General features: G+C 66.0%; 14 protein-coding genes and 1 rRNA gene. 7 read left to right on the forward strand and 8 right to left on the reverse strand.

Going from position 1 to position 14,791, the window contains the following annotated elements; genetic code table 11:
- A 16S ribosomal RNA gene (locus MTQ12_RS00005) occupies positions 1-97 on the reverse strand; the annotation flags it as partial.
- Between the two features lie 597 nt (positions 98-694).
- Entirely contained in the window at positions 695-1,459 is a 765-nt protein-coding gene (locus MTQ12_RS00010; protein WP_247422902.1) for an SOS response-associated peptidase, read from the reverse strand.
- Positions 1,460-1,744: 285 nt separating this feature from the next.
- Here MTQ12_RS00010 and MTQ12_RS00015 point away from each other — a divergent pair, with 285 nt between their 5' ends.
- The 6 genes from MTQ12_RS00015 to MTQ12_RS00040 all read left to right on the forward strand — a co-directional run bounded on the left by MTQ12_RS00015 (position 1,745) and on the right by MTQ12_RS00040 (position 7,674).
- Positions 1,745-2,242, forward strand: a complete 498-nt coding sequence (locus MTQ12_RS00015) for a MarR family transcriptional regulator (protein WP_247422904.1) — start codon at positions 1,745-1,747, stop codon at positions 2,240-2,242.
- Positions 2,243-2,443: 201 nt separating this feature from the next.
- Entirely contained in the window at positions 2,444-3,610 is a 1,167-nt protein-coding gene (locus tag MTQ12_RS00020) for an acyl-CoA dehydrogenase family protein (RefSeq protein WP_247422906.1), read from the forward strand.
- Entirely contained in the window at positions 3,611-4,666 is a 1,056-nt protein-coding gene (locus MTQ12_RS00025) for an enoyl-CoA hydratase/isomerase family protein (RefSeq protein ID WP_137319117.1), read from the forward strand.
- A complete protein-coding gene (locus tag MTQ12_RS00030) occupies positions 4,663-5,439 on the forward strand; it encodes an enoyl-CoA hydratase (protein WP_247422908.1) in 777 nt (258 codons plus the stop codon). The genes MTQ12_RS00025 and MTQ12_RS00030 overlap by 4 nt, the downstream gene beginning before the upstream one ends.
- 283 nt (positions 5,440-5,722) lie before the next feature.
- Entirely contained in the window at positions 5,723-6,697 is a 975-nt protein-coding gene (locus MTQ12_RS00035; protein ID WP_247422910.1) for a nitronate monooxygenase family protein, read from the forward strand.
- A gap of 50 nt (positions 6,698-6,747) precedes the next feature.
- Entirely contained in the window at positions 6,748-7,674 is a 927-nt protein-coding gene (locus tag MTQ12_RS00040) for a DMT family transporter (RefSeq protein ID WP_247422912.1), read from the forward strand.
- Positions 7,675-7,770: 96 nt separating this feature from the next.
- On the opposite strand, the gene MTQ12_RS00045 is transcribed toward MTQ12_RS00040, so the two are convergent.
- Together MTQ12_RS00045 and MTQ12_RS00050 are read right to left on the reverse strand one after the other, a co-directional pair.
- Positions 7,771-9,123, reverse strand: a complete 1,353-nt coding sequence (locus MTQ12_RS00045; RefSeq protein ID WP_247422914.1) for a TRAP transporter large permease subunit — start codon at positions 9,121-9,123, stop codon at positions 7,771-7,773.
- 132 nt (positions 9,124-9,255) lie between these two features.
- Positions 9,256-9,519, reverse strand: a complete 264-nt coding sequence (locus MTQ12_RS00050) for a hypothetical protein (protein ID WP_247422916.1) — start codon at positions 9,517-9,519, stop codon at positions 9,256-9,258.
- A 163-nt stretch (positions 9,520-9,682) separates the two neighbouring features.
- Between MTQ12_RS00050 and MTQ12_RS00055 the strand changes: the two genes are divergently transcribed.
- Positions 9,683-10,759, forward strand: coding sequence for a type I restriction endonuclease (locus tag MTQ12_RS00055; protein WP_247422918.1), 1,077 nt, complete (start codon positions 9,683-9,685; stop codon positions 10,757-10,759).
- A gap of 150 nt (positions 10,760-10,909) precedes the next feature.
- On the opposite strand, the gene nrdF is transcribed toward MTQ12_RS00055, so the two are convergent.
- The 4 genes from nrdF to nrdH form a co-directional block, all read right to left on the reverse strand.
- Complete coding sequence (gene nrdF / locus MTQ12_RS00060) at positions 10,910-11,884, reverse strand: class 1b ribonucleoside-diphosphate reductase subunit beta (RefSeq protein WP_137319095.1); 975 nt, start codon at positions 11,882-11,884, stop codon at positions 10,910-10,912.
- A gap of 88 nt (positions 11,885-11,972) precedes the next feature.
- Entirely contained in the window at positions 11,973-14,135 is a 2,163-nt protein-coding gene (gene nrdE, locus MTQ12_RS00065; RefSeq protein ID WP_247422920.1) for a class 1b ribonucleoside-diphosphate reductase subunit alpha, read from the reverse strand.
- A complete protein-coding gene (gene nrdI / locus MTQ12_RS00070; RefSeq protein WP_137319093.1) occupies positions 14,105-14,518 on the reverse strand; it encodes a class Ib ribonucleoside-diphosphate reductase assembly flavoprotein NrdI in 414 nt (137 codons plus the stop codon). The genes nrdE and nrdI overlap by 31 nt, the downstream gene beginning before the upstream one ends.
- Before the next feature lies 1 nt (position 14,519).
- Complete coding sequence (nrdH, locus tag MTQ12_RS00075; protein WP_137319092.1) at positions 14,520-14,768, reverse strand: glutaredoxin-like protein NrdH; 249 nt, start codon at positions 14,766-14,768, stop codon at positions 14,520-14,522.
- Between the last annotated feature and the right edge of the window lie 23 nt (positions 14,769-14,791).

Genomic DNA, 14,791 nt, shown 5'->3' on the forward strand with positions numbered 1-14,791 from the left:
ATCCACCCACAGCAAGCTGCAGGCTTCAGCGTTCGACTTGCATGTGTTAAGCACGCCGCCAGCGTTCGTCCTGAGCCAGGATCAAACTCTCCATAAGAAAAATACAATCCCAGCCAAAAGAAAAAGACAGAGAAAATGATTTCTCCACCAAATTTTCAATCAACCAGTTACAACAAAAAAACTGGCATCACAAAAACAAACAAACACGCTATTGAGTTCTCAAAGAACAGACGCACTTCGATCCGGCCGGCAGCGCCGGCCTCGTCGAGGCAACTTGCCCATCTTACCATCCGACTTCAGTCTGTCAATCCGGCGCGCTGCCGGCGATCAGGTTCTTCTGTCGGATTCGTCCGCTCCGGTCCTGCCGTGAGGCGGTCTCCGTGAGGCGAACGATTACCTACTCTAGATCGTTTCGATCGTGCTTTGCAAATCGTATTTCCGTGATCTGCGCCACTCGGTCCGCGTTCCGGTTGATCCCGTGCTGCATTCCTTCGAGCAGTGTGCTCTTCTGCCGTTCCAGTGGAAGCGGGGCGCTGTGATCGGTTCGTATCCGACCGATCCGGCCCGCTCGCTTCGGTGTTTCCGTCGAGCAACAGAGATGACTCTAGACGAGCTCCGCCCGGCGATGCAAATCGGCCGGCGGTGCGTGTCCCGCAACCCCGGATCCGCGCCTCGAGCGGGGGCTCGCACCCGGTCAGTGGACCCGCATCTCGTCGACGGGCGCCATGAGGTCGGCGGACTGGTTCCGGACGTTGCCCACGGCTCGATCGACCCGGTAGCGCTCGACCCGGTTCGGATCGAAGCCGTCGACGAGCGTGCGGAGGAGTTCCTGCGCCTCGTCCTTGCCCGCTGTCGGATCAGCCCACGCGTTGATGTCTGTGGCGGTGATCATCACCGGCATCCGGTCGTGGACCTCGGCGAGGTGGCCGGCGGCCGGCGCGGTGATGATCGTCGTCGACACCAGCCAGCCGTCCTGCACCGCCGGGTCCGAGGGTCCCGGGCCGGCAGTCGCGTCGGCCTCGGCGCCGGCGGAGACCTGCTTGCGGAACTCGAAGAGGCCGGCCATGAAGAGCGGGCCGTCCGCGGCCTGCATGAGCCAGGGCGTCTTGGTGCCCGATGCGTCCGTCTGCCATTCGTAATAGCCCCCGACGGGCACTGCGCAGCGCTGGCGGGCGAACGCGGAGCGGAACATCGGCTTCGACTCCACCGTCTCCGACCGCGCGTTGAAGGCCCGGAAGCCGATCTTCTCCTCCTTCGCCCACCCCGGCACGAGCCCCCAGCGCGCGGATTCGAGGCGGCGGACGAGCTCACCGGACTCCGCCGGCCGGTCGATGATGATGGGCAGGACCGCACCGGGCGGCACGTTGTACCGGGGAGCGAATCGATATCCCACGGTGTCGATGTCGAGCTCGTCGACGAGGTCGGTCGGATCGAGGTGCATATTCAGTCGTCCGCACATGGCGCCATCCTCTCACCCCACACCGGTCTGCACCGGCCCCTCACCCCACACCGGGCTGCGCGGGCACTGCTGTGCACCGGCCCCTCACCCTGGACCGGCCTGCGCCGGCGCTGCTGCGCACCGGAGCCGCGCACCGCGATCATCGCTCCCCCGGGTGTTTCACTAGACTGGACGGCGGCGAAGGATCCGGCCGAGCGACGCAGCGGAGAGAGCTGCTCGACGGAGACAGCCGGAACAGCGAAGACTGCCGGGACGGCGGAGACGACGAAGGTGAGGGGACGGTCGATGCGCGCAGAGTTCGATCCCATCGAGGAGTCGCGCAAGCAGTGGCTCGCGCACGGCTGGTCCGATTCCGCCGACGGCATGACGCTGGTGACCTCGATCATGCGCGCCCACCAGCTCCTCCTCGCCCGCGTCGATCGCACCCTCAAGCCGTTCGCCCTGACCTTCTCCCGGTACGAGGTGCTCGCGCTCCTCTCCTTCACCCGCCGCGGCTCGCTGCCGATGAACAAGATCACCAAGCGTCTGCAGGTCCATGCCACGTCGACGACGAACTCCGTCGACCGGCTCGAGGCAGCGGGCCTCGCCGCCCGGCGGCCGCACCCCGCCGACGGGCGGACCACCCTCGTGGAGATCACCGAGGCCGGTCGCACGCTCGCGGCCCGGGCGACCGCCGCGCTCAACGCCGAGGTGTTCGACTCCCCCGGCCTCGAGGCCGCGCCGCTGCAGCGCCTCCTCGGCGACCTCGCCGCCCTGCGCGCCGGGCTCGAACCCGAGGCCTGACCGGGCCCGGCACGCGGCGGCCGCGCCCGGCGCCCTCCGCACTGCCGCTCCCCCGCGACCCCTCCCCTCGGGCCATCTCGGGTCCATCCAGAATTAGTTGGACGTCCAAGTATTCGCGTCTAGACTGGCCGTGATCGCCGCCACACCGAACAGGCCGCCACACCGAACAGCAGGCCGCCACACCGAACAGAAGGAGTCGCCATGGCACGCAGCACCGCAGCTGCCCTGACCTTCGGGCTCACCGAGGACCAGATCGAGCTCGCCGGCATGTGCCGGGAGTTCGCCGACGCCGAGATCGCCCCCCATGCCCTCGACTGGGACGCCGAGCACCACTTCCCCGTCGATGTCATCAAGCGCACCGCAGAGCTCGGGATGGGCGGGATCTACGTGCGCGAGGAGAACGGCGGCTCCGGCCTGGGCCGGATGGACGCCGCACTGATCTTCGAAGCCCTCTCCACCGCCTGCCCCTCCGTGGCGAGCTACATCTCGATCCACAACATGGTCGCCTGGATGCTCGACAAGTACGCGTCCCCCGAGCAGCAGGCGAAGTGGCTCACGCCGCTGACCTCGTTCGAGGCGCTCGGCAGCTACTGCCTTACCGAGCCCAATGCCGGCTCCGATGCCGCCGCCCTGCGCACCACCGCCCGCCGCGACGGCGACCGCTACGTGCTCAACGGCGTCAAGCAGTTCATCTCCGGCGCCGGCGAATCGGAGATCTACCTCGTCATGGCCCGGACCGGGCAGGAGGGCGCGCGCGGGATCTCGACCTTCGTCCTCGAGAAGGGCATGGAGGGCCTGACCTTCGGCGCCAACGAGAAGAAGATGGGGTGGCGCGCTCAGCCCACCCGCCAGGTGTTCATGGAGAACGTCAGCGTGCCGGCGGAGAACCTCATCGGCGAGGAGGGACAGGGATTCAAGATCGCGATGTCCGGCCTCGACGGCGGCCGCCTCAACATCGGCGCCTGCTCGCTCGGCGGCGGCCAGTCCGCGCTCGAGAAGGCGATCACCTACATGGGCGAGCGGCAGGCCTTCGGCACCGAGCTCACCGGGTTCCAGGCGCTGCGCTTCACACTGGCCGACATGCAGGCCCGCCTCGAGTCCGCCCGCTCCCTGATGTGGCGCGCGGCCGCAGCCTACGACGCCGGCGATCCGAATACCTCGCTGCTGTCCGCGATGGCGAAGCTCACCGCGACCGACACCGGGTTCGACGTCGCCAACGACGCCCTGCAGCTGTTCGGCGGCTACGGATATCTGACAGAGTATGGAATCGAGAAGCTGGTCCGCGATCTGCGGGTCCACCAGATCCTCGAAGGCACGAACGAGATCATGCGGGTGATCATCTCCCGCAAGAGCACAGGAGTGGGATAAATGACGACCTCCCCCGATGACGAGGCGACAGTCATCATTCGAACAGTCGGTGCGCTCGGTCGCATCGAACTCAACAAGCCCAAGGCGATCAACGCCCTGTCCACCGACATGGTGCAGACGATCGACCGGGCGCTGCGGCAGTGGGCCACGGACACCCAGGTTGCGGCGGTGCTCATCACCGGCCGCGGCGAGCGCGGACTGTGCGCGGGAGGTGACATCAAGGCGATCCATCGCGACCTCACGGAGGGCGCGAACGCCGGCAACATGACCTTCTGGGCCGACGAGTACGCGATGAACCACCTCATCGCCGAGTACCCGAAGCCCTACGTCGCGATCCTCGACGGCATCACCATGGGCGGCGGCGTGGGCGTCTCCGTCCACGGCTCGCACCGGCTGGTCACCGAGACCACCAAGGTGGGCATGCCGGAGACCGGGATCGGGCTGTTCCCCGACGTCGGCGGCACCTACCTGCTCGCGCAGCTCCCGAGCGAGGTCGGGATGTACATGGGACTGACCGGCCAACCGGTCGGACCCGGAGCGGCGATCGCCTACGGCCTCGCGGACACGTACATCGACCGCGACCGGATCCCCGAGCTCGTCGAGGCCCTCGAGGCCGAGGCCTTCGCCGTCGACACGGTCATCGCCCGCTTCGCCGAGGAGGCCCCCGAGAACGAGCTCTCCGTGGCCGAGGGGTGGATCGCCGCGTGCTTCTCCGCCGACTCCGTCGTCGAGATCATCGACCGGCTGCGGCAGCACCCGAACGAGGACGCGCAGAAGACGGCGGAGCTGCTCGGGACGAAGTCCCCGCGCTCGCTCGCGGTGACCTTCGAGATGATCCGCACCGCGAAGGACATGAAGCTCGAGGAGGTCCTCGAACGGGATCTCCGCGCCGCCTCGGAGATCGGTCGGCGGCCCGACCTCACCGAGGGCATCCGCGCCCAGGTCATCGACAAGGACCGCAATCCGCAGTGGGACCCGCCCACGCTGGCCGGGATCACCGAGGACGAGATCCGGGCCATTCTCGACACCGAACAGGAGAGGACGGTCTTCCCATGACCGATTTCGACACCGTGCTCGTGGAGAAGGGTGAGGGCTACGGCATCATCACCCTCAACCGCCCCAAGGCCCTCAACGCGCTGAATCTGCAGGTGCTCACCGACGTCACCGCGGCCGCCACGCAGCTCGATGCCGATCCCGAGGTGTCGGCGATCATCATCACCGGCGCGGACCGCGCGTTCGCCGCCGGAGCCGACATCAAGGAGATGCAGAGCCTCGACTTCGCGACCGCGTACAAGGCCGATTGGTTCGCCGGGTGGACCCGCCTGTCCGAGGTCCGGGTGCCGATCATCGCCGCGGTCAACGGCTTCGCGCTCGGCGGCGGCTGCGAGCTCGCGATGATGTGCGACATCCTCGTCGCCTCGACCAAGGCGAAGTTCGGCCAGCCCGAGATCAACCTCGGGGTGCTCCCCGGGATGGGCGGCTCCCAACGACTGACCCGTGCGATCGGCAAGGCCAAGGCGATGGACCTGTGCCTCACCGGCCGCATGATCGGCGCCGAGGAGGCCGAGCGCTCCGGGCTCGTCGCCCGCGTCGTCGAGCACGAGCAGCTGCTCGACGAGGCGAAGGAGATCGCCGCGACGATCGCGGCGAAGTCGCAGATCGCCTCGGCGATGGTCAAGGAGGCGATCAACGTCGCCTTCGAGACCACGCTCGAGCAGGGGCTGCGCTACGAGCGCCGGCTGTTCCACGCCTCGCTCGCGACGAACGATCAGAGCGAGGGCATGGCCGCCTTCGTCGAGAAGCGCGAGCCGGGCTTCACCCACACCTGAGCCGGCGGCTGCGCGGCCCGGGGCACGGCACGACCGCGGTCGGCCCGCTCCGCCCACGCGGCGCCCTGTCGTGTACCGGACGTTCGTTCGCCGATGCGCACGAACGCACACCTCGCGGCTCACCCAGGTGCGCCGAAAGTTCCCCCAGGTCAGAACATCGACCTGGGGGAACGTCGCATTCAGTCAGCCCTGACTCTTTCACCTTCCATGCAGTTGCGTTAAAGTCCTAGAGGAGAGGCGTCCGCGGACGCCCGCGCCATCGTCGACATTCTGAGGAGAACTCATGGCTCTGCCCGAGGTGCTCACCCGCCCGCTGCGACTGCCCGTCATCGCATCCCCGCAGTTCATCGCATCCGGACCGGAGCTCGTCAAGGCCCAGTGCCAGGCCGGCGTGATCGGGGCGTTCCCCACGCTCAACGCCCGCCCGCTGCCGATGCTCGACGAGTGGTTCCACGACATACGGGAGTCCAACGAGGCCTATGCCAAGGCCCATCCGGGCGAGCCCGTGGGCACCTTCGCCGCGAACCTCATCGTCCACAAGACGAACAACCGCCTTGAGGAGGACCTCGAGCTCGTCGTCAAGCACGAGGTGCCGCTCGTCATCACCTCGCTCGGCGCGCGCGAGGACGTGTACGAGGCCGTCCACTCCTACGGCGGTGCGGTGCTCCACGACGTCATCAACAACCGGTTCGCCCACAAGGCGATCGAGAAGGGCGCCGACGGCCTCATCCCCGTCGCCGCCGGCGCCGGCGGGCATGCCGGACCGCAGTCGCCGTTCGCTCTCATGCGCGAGATCCGTGCCTGGTTCGACGGACCGATCGCCCTGTCCGGCGCGATCGCCCACGGCCAGTCGGTCCTCGCCGCCCTCGCCACAGGCGCGGACTTCGCATACATCGGCTCCGCCTTCCTCTCCACCCCGGAGGCGAACATCCAGGACGGCTACCGGAAGATGATCGTCGAGTCCGGGGCCGACGACATCGTGTATTCCAACCTGTTCACCGGCGTCCACGGCAACTACCTGCGCGGATCGATCGAGGCGGCCGGCCTCGATCCGAACGACCTCCCGGAGTCCGATACCTCGAAGATGAACTTCGGCTCCGGCGGCAACACCGAGGCCAAGGCCTGGAAGGACATCTGGGGCTCGGGCCAGGGTGTCGGCGCGATCACCGAATCGCTCCCGACCGCGGACCTCGTCGCACGCCTGGCCGACGAGTTCGAGCAGGCGAAGAAGGACCTCTTCGCGCGCCTCGGCGACTGAGTCCCGCCGCCGCTGCCGTCGCCGCGATGGCCGGGCTCTAGGCTGAGCCCATGGGAGTCCTCGCCGCGGCGGCGTTCGCCTTCATCTGGTCGACGGGTTTCGTCGTCGGCCGGTTCATCCACGGCGCCGCGGAGCCCAACGTCTTCCTCGCGCTGCGGTTCGGGATCGCCGCGGTGCTCCTCTTCGCCGTGTGCGCGATCCGGCGCCCGCCGATGCCGGATGCCCGCACCGTCGGGGCGCACCTGGGGATCGGCGCGCTCGTCAACGGCGTGTACCTGTGCCTCGTCTACATCGCGATCGCCGACGGACTGCCGGCCGGCATCATGGCCCTGTTCGGCGGCTGGCAGCCGGTGCTCACCGTGCTCGTCGTCGCGCTGCTCACCCGCCGAGCACCGCGGGTCACCGTCGTCCTCGGCATCGCCGTGTCGCTCACCGGGCTCGTGCTCGTGCTCGGCCCCGGGATGCGCAGCGGTGCGATCACCGGGCTCCTCCTCGTCCTCGCCGTGCTCGCGATCACCGGGCTGACGATCGGCACAATGCTCCAGCCGCGCGTGCGCACCGCGGCGATGCTGCCCTCGCTCGCCTGGCAGATGACAGGCGGCGCGCTCGTCGCCGTGCTCGCTGCGCTCCTGCTCGGCGAGCGCCTGCCCGGGCCGAGCCTGCAGCTGTTCGGCGCGCTCGCATGGTCGGTGCTCGGGATCTCCGTCGTCGGGATGGCGCTCATGCTCCACCTCGTGCGCACGACCTCCCCGACGACCGTGGCGATCGTCGTGCTCGCCGCCCCGCCGCTCGCCGCCGTGCAGACGTACCTGCTGTTCGGCGACACCCTCACCCTCCTCCAGGTGGCCGGCGTCGTGGTGTCGCTCGTCGGGGTGGGAGTGGCCCGGGTCGCCGAGGCGCGCTCAGCTCTTCCTGGACGCGGCGGCCCCGCGTCGGAGGCCGACGGAGAGGATCCCGCCGGCCGCCGGCTCGGATGAGCGGGCCGCCGGCGCTGATGAGCGGGCCGCCGGCGCTGATGAGCGGGCCGCCGGCGCTGATGAGCGCAGCGCCGACTGAGATGGGCGGTCGCCTGCTCAGAGGAGCCAGAACACGAGGCCGACGAGCATGAAGTAGAGCGAGTTCGGCAGTGCGAGGAGCATCGTCTTCACCGGATCGACCTTCGTCTTGAGCGTCGCACCGACGAGCCCGCACACGACGAAGGCGGTGAGCCCCACCGGTGGGAGGTTCTGCGCTCCCGAGGCGATGTGCGAGGCACCGAGGGCCACGTTCACCGGGTCGGCGGCCGAGGCGAGCAGGATGGGGGCGGCGAACGGGATGACGACCGTCTGCGCGGTGGTCTGCGAGCCGGTGAGCATGCCGAGCACCGCGAGACCGATGAACCCGCCGAATGCCACCGCCTGGGAGTCGAGGCCCTCGGCGGCCGCGGAGACCTGATCCACCGCGCCGGAGGCGTAGAACATCCCGACCATGAAGCCGGCGCAGAGCTGGATGAGCAGTGTCTGGCGCACGTTCCCGAGGCCGGTCGCGACGATGCTGCCGGCCTGCCGACGGGCACGGGGGTAGCACAGGGTGACGAGGGTGGAGACGATGATCGCGAGCACGACGACGTGGACGAGTCCCTTGACGACCGGCACGGTCTCGAGCGTGGCGACGAGTCCGCCGAGGCCGGGCACCGCGGTGAAGACGTTGAGGCCGAAGCCGCTGTTGAGGATGACGATGGCGATGAGCACGGCGAGCGGCCCGAACACCGGCCAGGTGCGGCCGAGCATCGTGCCCAGCGGTTCGCTGGGACGCAGCTCGGGCGGCAGGGTACGGCCCTTCACGAAGCGGAAGGATTCGAGGATCGCGAGGACGAGGGCGATGGTCACGGTGATGTAGGCGATGAGGACGACGGGGCCCGGGTCGGTCCCGACGAGGGAGGCGGAGAGGAAGACCGCCTGCGCGATCGGCGGCATGATCGAACCGATCGAGGCACCGACCATGATCATCATCGCGATCTGCTCGGGCTTGACCTTGAGCTCGGCGAGCGCGGTGATGACGAGGAAGCCGATGACGGTGGCGGCGGCGATCGCGTCGCCGAGCAGGGAGCCGGCGAGGGTCAGAGTGATGAAGATCGCTGCGATGAGGCCTTTGGGCGAGTTCCCGAACAGGCTGCGCAGGGTGTCGAGGACCGCGGTCATCGTGCCGAGCCGCACCTGCGATTCGGCATAGATCGCGCCGAACAGACTCAGCGCCATGACCCAGGCGAGCTTGTCGACGCCGTCGACCACGCCGAGCGCGAACTCCCCCGGGCCCACCCCTCCGATCAGCGCGGCCGCCACGCCGGCGATGAGGAGTGCCGCTCGGATGTCCCCGCCGATGAGGGGGATCCGTCTGACGAGCGCGACGAGGAACAGCAGGGCGATCGGAACGATGACGACGAGCACGGGTACCTCCGGAGCGGACTCGGGCAGGCCTGGGGATCAGGCGGGAACCGATGTGCTGTGCATCATATCCGGGCGCACGGACGCACTGACGCACAGAGGGCAGGGTACCGGAGGCGCCGCGCCAGCTGCGTCTTAGCCGGTCCCGGAGCCGTGCCGGTTGTCGACCTCGGCGGCGTCCTTGTCATCGCGGTGGATGCCGGTCCGCGGATCGATCTCTAGGAGGAACGCACGGATCTCCACGAGGTGGTCATCCGGGGTGGGCCGACTGACGATCGGGCTGCCGGAGAACCCGTACCCGGGATTCGGCCCGCAGAGCCAGTCGTGGTCCACGGTGCCGTCCGCGCGCCGGGCGATCGCGAACACCTCGCCGTCGATGGTGACCCGCATGGATGGCATGAAGCCCAGTCAAACAGGTTTCAAGCTATGAGGCGACCACAAAGCCAGAGACTTTTTTGAGGTAGGAACGAGAAGTGCGATGCCGGATATGAAGCACAGAGCTTCAGGAGCCGATGCTCGGGATAGCCTGGGAGCATCTCTTATCGCGTCGGAAGGACCCACAATGACCAGTGTCGGTGACCAGCTGCAACTAATTGCTCGAAAACTGAAGAACACACGCGAGAGCATCGCGACAGAAGAAGCGACGAAGACAACGCTGATCATGCCTTTCATCAGGGATGTGCTTGGCTTCGATGTGTTCGACGTCAACGAGGTCATCCCCGAATTTGTAGCTGATGTGGGCCTGAAGAAGGGCGAGAAGATTGATTTCGCAATCGTCAATGAGGGCGAGGTAGCGATACTCATCGAGTGCAAGAAGGTCAGCGAACCTCTAAACCTCGACAATGCCTCCCAACTGTTCCGCTACTTCCATGTCACTACTGCTCGGATTGCAGTGTTGACGAACGGCAACGAGTACCGCTTCTATACCGATCTCGACGAGCCGAACAAGATGGATTCGAAGCCTTTCCTCGAGCTGAACCTCGACGACATCGATTCTGCGCTGGTACCGGAGATCGAGAAGCTCAGCAAGCAGAACTTCGATCTCGACTCAGTCCTCGGCGCCGCAGAAGAACTGAAGTACGTTTCATCTGCCAAGCGGGTCTTCGCCGGAGAAGCCAAGGAGATTTCTTGGGACATGGCAAGCTTGGTGATTTCGCGCATCTATCCTGGGCGACTCACCCAACGAATCCGCGATCAGCTCACCCCTCTGGTGGGAAAGGGGCTCAATCAGTTCATCTCGGATCAGGTGAACAATCGGTTAAAGGCAGCCCTCAGTGACAACGGCGAAGAGCCTGATTCTTCGTCTGAACCGACCGTCGCCGAAGAACAGGTCGAATTGGTCGACGGACTTGAGACTACAGAGGAAGAACTTCAGGCCTTCCGAATCATTCAGGCCATCGTGGCTCAGGACGTTGATCCGAATCGCATTCACTACCGTGACGCGAAGTCATACTGCGCGATTCTGTTCGATGACAATAACCGGAAGGCAGTCTGCCGACTTCGATTTAATAACACCGATCGACTCCGGGTCGGTCTCATCAAGGAAGACAAGTCTGAAGATGTGCGCGATCTGGATCGGGTAACCGACCTGTACTCGTTCGCCGATCAGATTCGCGAAGCGGCAAGACGCTACCTGTGACACGGAGAATGGGGGCACCGTTGACGGCCAGTTCGTCGACAGTGTCGACCCGTCTCCAAGTAGGACATCGTAGATGTTTCACCGAACGACAGCGCCCCGCCTGACTGCGTGAACAGTCCTGCGGGGCGCCGGCCCGGGATCGGGGTGGTCTCAGAAGTCCCAGTCTTCGTCCTCGGTGTTGACGGCCTTGCCGATGACGTAGGAGGAACCCGAACCGGAGAAGAAGTCGTGGTTCTCATCCGCGTTGGGCGACAGTGCCGACAGGATCGCCGGGTTCACATCGGTCACGCTCGAGGGGAACATCGCCTCGTAGCCCAGGTTCATCAGCGCCTTGTTGGCGTTGTAGTGGAGGAACTTCTTGACGTCCTCCGCCAGGCCCACCGGGTCGTAGAGGTCGTGGGTGTACTGGACCTCGTTCTCGTAGAGCTCGAAGAGCAGCTCGTAGGTGTAGTCCTTGAGCTCCTGCTTCTTCGTGTCGTCGACCTTCTCGAGCCCGCGCTGGTACTTGTAGCCGATGTAGTACCCGTGGACGGCCTCGTCGCGGATGATGAGGCGGATGAGGTCGGCGGTGTTGGTGAGCTTGGCGTGGCTCGACCAGTACATCGGCAGGTAGAAGCCGGAGTAGAAGAGGAACGACTCGAGCAGGGTCGAGGCGACCTTGCGCTTGAGCGGATCGTCCCCGCGGTAGTACTTGAGGATGATGTCGGCCTTGCGCTGCAGGCTCTGGTTCTCCGTCGACCAGCGGAAGGCGTCGTCGATCTGCCGGGTCGAGGCCAGCGTCGAGAAGATCGAGGAGTACGACTTCGCGTGCACGCTCTCCATGAACGCGATGTTCGTGTACACCGCCTCCTCGTGCGGGGTCAGCGCATCCGGGATGAGCGACACCGCGCCGACCGTGCCCTGGATCGTGTCGAGCAGGGTGAGCCCGGTGAACACGCGCATGGTCAGCGTCTTCTCGTCCTCGGTCAGCGTCGCCCACGACTGCACGTCGTTGGACAGCGGCACCTTCTCCGGCAGCCAGAAGTTGGCCGTCAGGCGGTCCCAGACCTCGCCGTCGATGTCGTCGACGATGCGGTTCCAGTTGATCGCGTCGACGTGCGACACGAGGGTGAGCTTCTCACTCATGAATACTCCTGAAGAATGTGGGTGTGTCCGTTCGGCCCGGCCCGATCCGCGGGCGCCGCGCGGCGGTGCCGCACGGCGCCCTGGTCGGTCAGAGCATGCAGGACACGCAGCCCTCGACCTCGGTCCCCTGCAGCGCGAGCTGCCGGATCCGGATGTAGTAGATCGTCTTGATGCCCTTGCGCCAGGCGTAGATCTGCGCCCGGTTGATGTCGCGGGTGGTGGCGGTGTCCTTGAAGAACAGCGTCAGCGACAGCCCCTGGTCCACGTGCTTCGTGGCCTCGGCGTAGGTGTCGATGATCTTCTCGTAGCCGATCTCGTACGCGTCCTCGTAGTACTCGAGGTTGTCGTTCGTCATGAACGGCGCCGGGTAGTACACGCGGCCGATCTTGCCCTCCTTGCGGATCTCGATCCGCGAGGCGACCGGGTGGATCGACGAGGTCGAGTTGTTGATGTAGGAGATCGAGCCGGTCGGCGGCACCGCCTGGAGGTTCTGGTTGTACATCCCGTGCTCGGCGACTTGCGCCTTGAGCTCGGCCCAGTCCTGCTGCGTCGGGATCGACACCCCGGCCTCGGCGAACAGCTCGGCGATCCGCGCGGTGGCCGGTGCCCACTCCTGCTCGGTGTACTTGTCGAAGTACTCGCCCGAGGCGTACTTCGACTTCTCGAAGCCGGCGAAGGTCCGCCCGCGTTCCTTGGCGATCTCCATGGAGGCCCGCACGCAGTGGTAGGCCACGGTGTAGAAGTACATGTTCGTGAAGTCGAGGCCCTCCTCGGATCCGTAGTGGATCCGCTCGCGGGCGAGGTACCCGTGGAGGTTCATCTGCCCCAGCCCGATCGCGTGCGACATGTCGTTGCCGCGGGCGATCGAGGGCACCGAGTCGATGTCCGAGGTCTCCGACACCGCGGTGAGCCCGCGGATCGCGGTCTCCACCGTCTGGCCGAAGTTCTCCGAGTCCATGGTCAGCGCGATGTTGAGCGAGCCGAGGTTGCAGGAGATGTCCTTGCCGACCTGGTCGTAGCTCAGGTCCGCGTTGTAGGTCGTCGGCTCCGACACCTGGAGGATCTCCGAGCACAGGTTCGACATGGTGATCCGGCCGTCGATCGGGTTGGCGCGGTTCACGGTGTCCTCGAACATGATGTATGGGTAGCCGGACTCGAACTGGATCTCCGCGAGCGTCTGGAAGAACTCGCGGGCGTTGATCTTCGACTTCTTGATCCGCGCGTCGTCGACCATCTCGTGATACTTCTCCGTCACCGAGATCTCGGTGAAGGGCACGCCGTAGACCTGCTCGACGTCGTACGGGCTGAAGAGGTACATGTCCTCGTTGGTCTTCGCGAGCTCGAAGGTGATGTCGGGGACGACCACGCCGAGGCTGAGCGTCTTGATCCGGATCTTCTCATCGGCGTTCTCGCGCTTGGTGTCGAGGAACCGGTAGATGTCCGGGTGGTGGGCGTTGAGGTACACCGCGCCGGCACCCTGGCGGGCGCCGAGCTGGTTGGCGTAGGAGAAGGAGTCCTCGAGCAGCTTCATCACCGGGATGACGCCGGAGGACTGGTTCTCGATCTTCTTGATCGGCGCGCCGGACTCCCGGATGTTCGTCAGCGAGAAGGCCACACCGCCGCCGCGCTTGGACAGCTGCAGGGCGGAGTTGATCGAGCGGCCGATCGACTCCATGTTGTCCTCGATGCGCAGCAGGAAGCACGACACGAGCTCGCCGCGCTGCTTCTTGCCGGCGTTGAGGAACGTCGGGGTGGCCGGCTGGAAGCGACCGGTGATGATCTCCTCCATGAGCGCGGTCGCGAGCTTCTCGTCACCGCGGGCGAGGAACAGCGCGACCATGACCACGCGGTCCTCGAAGCGCTCGAGGAAGCGCTTGCCGTCGAAGGTCTTGAGCGTGTACGAGGTGTAGAACTTGAAGGCGCCGAGAAAGGTCTGGAAGCGGAACTTGTGCTGGTACGCCGCCTGGGACAGCTGCTGGATGAACGCGAAGGAGTACTGGTCGAGCACCTCCTTCTCGTAGTAGTCGTGCTCGACGAGGTAGCGCAGCTTCTCCTCGAGGTCGTGGAAGAACACCGTGTTGGTGTTGACGTACTGGAGGAAGAACTGGCGAGCGGCCTGCTTGTCGCGCTCGAACTGGATGCGGCCATCCGCATCGTAGAGGTTGAGCATCGCGTTGAGGGCGTGGTAGTCGAGGTCGGTGTCCTCGCGGATGATCGCCTCTAGGTCGCGGTCGTGCGTAGTCGTTGACACAGTGAATCCAATCCTTCGTCGACGTTCTCGACATCGTCCTCGGTGCCGAGGAGTTCGAACCGGTACAGCAGCGGTACCCGGCATTTGTCGGCCACCCGGTGGGCGGCCCTGCAGTAGTCCTCGCCGAAGTTCGTGTTCCCGGCACCGATGACTCCGACGAGATTGTCCCGGTTGCCTCTGACATTGAGGAACTTGATGACCTGTTTGGGCACCGCCCCGCGGTTGGAGCCGGCGCCGTAGGTGGGGGTGATGAGCACGAACGGCTCACCCACGATGGGGGTGTCCGACCGGGTCAGCAGCGGCAGGCGCAGGCTCGGATGCCTGAGCTTGCCGGCGAACCGGTGGGTGTACTCCGAGCCGCTGGAGTAATAGACGACGAGCATCTCATGCGACGACGGAGGCGGCACCCTGTCCGGAGGAGATCGCGGCGATCTTGTCCGGGCGGAAGCCCGACCAGTGGTCGTTGTCGGTGACGACGACGGGCGCCTGCATGTATCCCATGGCCTTGACGACATCGAGGGCGTTCGGGTCCGTGCTCAGGTCGACCGAGCGGTATTCGATGCCCTTGGAATCGAGGGCGCGGTAGGTCGCGTTGCACTGCACGCAGGCTGGCTTGGTGTACACGGTGATCATTCTGCTGTCCTCCGAAGACGGTT

The organism is Brevibacterium sp. R8603A2, assembly GCF_023072605.1.
GTDB lineage: Bacteria > Actinomycetota > Actinomycetes > Actinomycetales > Brevibacteriaceae > Brevibacterium > Brevibacterium pityocampae.

Coding starts and splice junctions, on each gene's coding strand:
- MTQ12_RS00010 (WP_247422902.1), bottom strand. CDS start 1,459: ATGTGCGGACGACTGAATATGCACCTCGATCCGACCGACCTCGTCGAC.
- MTQ12_RS00015 (WP_247422904.1), top strand. CDS start 1,745: ATGCGCGCAGAGTTCGATCCCATCGAGGAGTCGCGCAAGCAGTGGCTC.
- MTQ12_RS00020 (WP_247422906.1), top strand. CDS start 2,444: ATGGCACGCAGCACCGCAGCTGCCCTGACCTTCGGGCTCACCGAGGAC.
- MTQ12_RS00025 (WP_137319117.1), top strand. CDS start 3,611: ATGACGACCTCCCCCGATGACGAGGCGACAGTCATCATTCGAACAGTC.
- MTQ12_RS00030 (WP_247422908.1), top strand. CDS start 4,663: ATGACCGATTTCGACACCGTGCTCGTGGAGAAGGGTGAGGGCTACGGC.
- MTQ12_RS00035 (WP_247422910.1), top strand. CDS start 5,723: ATGGCTCTGCCCGAGGTGCTCACCCGCCCGCTGCGACTGCCCGTCATC.
- MTQ12_RS00040 (WP_247422912.1), top strand. CDS start 6,748: ATGGGAGTCCTCGCCGCGGCGGCGTTCGCCTTCATCTGGTCGACGGGT.
- MTQ12_RS00050 (WP_247422916.1), bottom strand. CDS start 9,519: ATGCCATCCATGCGGGTCACCATCGACGGCGAGGTGTTCGCGATCGCC.
- MTQ12_RS00055 (WP_247422918.1), top strand. CDS start 9,683: ATGACCAGTGTCGGTGACCAGCTGCAACTAATTGCTCGAAAACTGAAG.
- nrdF (WP_137319095.1), bottom strand. CDS start 11,884: ATGAGTGAGAAGCTCACCCTCGTGTCGCACGTCGACGCGATCAACTGG.
- nrdI (WP_137319093.1), bottom strand. CDS start 14,518: ATGCTCGTCGTCTATTACTCCAGCGGCTCGGAGTACACCCACCGGTTC.
- nrdH (WP_137319092.1), bottom strand. CDS start 14,768: ATGATCACCGTGTACACCAAGCCAGCCTGCGTGCAGTGCAACGCGACC.